2 protein-coding genes are annotated in these 3107 nt (G+C 52.7%); one reads left to right on the plus strand and one right to left on the minus strand.

Annotation, left to right across the window (positions count from 1 at the left end; genetic code table 11):
- Nucleotides 1–2156: helicase-related protein (locus tag P24_RS19950; protein ID WP_008946349.1), on the plus strand; the 2156-nt coding region annotated here is incomplete at its 5' end.
- A 405-nt stretch (nt 2157–2561) separates the two neighbouring features.
- Here P24_RS19950 and P24_RS18885 read toward each other — a convergent pair.
- Nucleotides 2562–3107 (minus strand): delta-60 repeat domain-containing protein (locus tag P24_RS18885; protein ID WP_008946350.1); only part of this gene is annotated, 546 nt, incomplete at its 5' end.

Here is a 3107-nt window from a genome sequence, read left to right on the forward strand (position 1 = left end):
GGGGCCAGAACACCGCTTACGACTTGGTTTCTGTGTACGAAAAAGAAGGTGTTACTGTTAAAGCCATTGCCAGCCACATTTCAAAACGCACTCAAGATCAAATAGAAGCCGATCTGATTGCAGGAACCCTTGACGGTATCATTTGTGTTGACATGTTTGGTGAGGGTTATGATTTTCCGAAATTCAAGATTGCTGCGCTACACGCTCCACACCGATCACTCGTTCCGACGCTGCAATTCATAGGCCGATTTGCAAGAACGAATGATGTAGCAACTGGCACTGCCACATTGGTCGCCGCAACCAGCCGACTAAAATCCGCATCGATCTCACTGTTTAAAGAAGGCATCGACATTTCTGAAATGATCGATGATGTTGCTCGTGAACAAATTGCGGAAGCTGAGGCGGACCGTGAAATTCTTGATATATTCAAGACGCGCCGACAAGCTGATTCAGATTATGACTCTGTTACACCGTTGCTGTTAGAACTTTATGCGCATGCGCAAATATTTGAATGCCATGCTGCACCAGATTTTTCCTTGTATAAAGAAACGATAGGGCGAGGTTTGAGAATCGCCAAACAATGGATGACCGACGATGGAGCGATCACGCTGTTGCTGACCGTTGACACGTCTCCCCCTAATTGGGCAACGTCAGACGTCTTAGTCAATATCCGACACGATGCTTTTTTGCTGGCATACAATCACGCGTCACAATTGTGTTTTATCGGATCGACGCGTAGGACGCCGAAGATTTATCTCGATCTGATCGATACCGTGTGTAAAGACAATCATCGGCCTATTAGCTTTGAAAGAACTCGGCAAGCCTTGCGCGGTTTAACTGCGCTCAAATTTTACAATTTGGGCCTGAAGAACACCGCCATTAATTCTCAAGCCGAATCTTATCGGACTATGACGGGGCCATCGGCAGATCGAGCGATCACTGCTGGTGATGCGCGCGCATACTCGCAGGGCCATTTTTTTGGGAGCGGACTGGGACAAGGCGATGATCGCGAAACTATCGGAGCCAGCAGTAGTTCGCGGATATGGAGCAATCAACGGCTAACGGTTGCCGAGTACATCGATTGGATTACCGAACTAAACAAGCGATTAAACGGTGATGGAGCCATTGCGCCATCTCAGCTTGATATAATTCAACACGCACGTACCCTTAAACAACTACCCGCGCTCATTATCGCAGCAGGCTGGCACAAGCAAGCCTATCGACTTAGCCCGAAAGTACGATATCGCGCTGCGGCGAGTGATCCGTGGGAGTTCGGGCGTTTAACCGACTTCGAGCTCAATACGTTTGTTGTCGATACTGACATGAAGGGAATGACCTTCAACGTGCAGGCTGACGCCATAGGCGTCGAAATACGTTTTAATATCCGCGGCGGCGCGCTTTTTACGCAAGTGAACGGCGGCACAATCGAAGTAATGGTGGCGCATGACGATTGGTCTGATATCGCGTCTTGGCTTTCTCTACACCCACCTGTATTTTATTCCTCTGATAAATCATCGTTTCAGGGTGTAAATTTGATTAGTCCAGCGGTTAATACAATTGTCCAACTGCGTGAAGATGACGCGACATCTATTGACTGGCAGAACTGCGCCATTCAGGTCGAATTCGACGTTGCAAGAGCAAACGGGCGCTTGACAGTACATCAGTCATTGGAGCGCTATATTCTCGCGATCCCCAACGTTCAAGTAGTCTTGTATGACCACCGTAGCGGTGAAGCCGCCGATTTTATCGCAATAATACAAGATGATAACGGGGATGTTAGGGTGCAACTTTATCACTGCAAAGGGGCTGGAGGCGCGCCATCTGGCGGCCGCGTCGATGATGTCTATGAGGTGGCAGGTCAGATGCTGAAGTCTGTGGCCTACTGTGATGCGTCGGTACTCTCTGGACATGCCGAACACCGCATCGATGCGGGTAAGAACAAGCATCCTTCGCGGTTCGTGCTGGGTGATCTTCCAACGCTAAAAAATTTGATCGATGGGGCGCCCGCTACCAGATTGCATTTCGAGATATACGGTGTTCAACCGGGTATCTCCCTTGCAGCCGTTAACGAGCACCTAGCTGACTTAATGGCATACGGGCTGGACTATGTTGGTCGCGGAGGTGCGGCAAGAGCCTCGTGGTTGACGAGTGCGTGACTGACTTCGGCAATTGCGAAATCTACTAGTTGCAGATTCTGAGAGCCATGAAGCTGCGATACGGTTTGCTGGCACGGTCGTGGGCTCGACGCTTCGACCGCGCCAATCAGGAAGCGCGATCAAACGGCGTAAACCGTTTGCCGAGATGAAACGCCGGGCACGTTTCGATGGCCTCGCGAGAGGCCACAGGCAGGGGGTTGCACAGGGGGCGGCACGCCCACTTGCCGAGGGACGCGTCAGCGGCCCGAGAAGATGGCGTGGTCTTACCACGCACATCTTGCGTCACGCAGAAACGCCCATGTCGAGGAGGAGCAGAACGGTTCAGATGGATCGGTTCATGCGGGGGCAGCAGGCCTCACGTCGACACTGGGCCGAACCATCGTCGCGCAATCGGTTTCCGGTGCATTACGGATTGATGCGGGCGATGCGGTTCCGGGTTTTGTCGTCGTAGCTGGTGAAAGCGCCGCCGATCAGGATTTTACCGTCCGGTTGCACGGCAATGGAGTAGACGGTGTTGTTCGCCCCGTTTCCGGGGTCGAAGGACGTATCGAGGCTACCGTTGGCGTTGAGACGTGCGAAACGCATTCGGGCCATTTCGTCGTATCTGCTGAAGCTGCCGCCGAAGAGGATTTTACCGTCCGGTTGCAGCATTATGGTTTGTACGGTGCTGTTCGCCCCGCTGCCGGGATCGAAAGAGGTGTCGAGGCTGCCGTTAGCGTTGAGACGGGCGATGCGGTTCCGCGCTGTGCCGTCGTAGCTGGTGAAATTGCCGCCGATCATAATCTTGCCGTCTGGTTGCAAGACCAAGGCATAGATGTTGTCATCTGCCCCGCTACCGGGGTTGAAAGAGGTATCGAGGCTGCCGTCCGTGTTTAGACGCGCGATGCGGTTCCGCGTCGTGCCGTCATAGCTGGTGAAACGCCCGCCGATGAGGATTTTACCGTCCGGTTG

Source organism: Oceanibaculum indicum P24 (assembly GCF_000299935.1).
GTDB lineage: Bacteria > Pseudomonadota > Alphaproteobacteria > Oceanibaculales > Oceanibaculaceae > Oceanibaculum > Oceanibaculum indicum.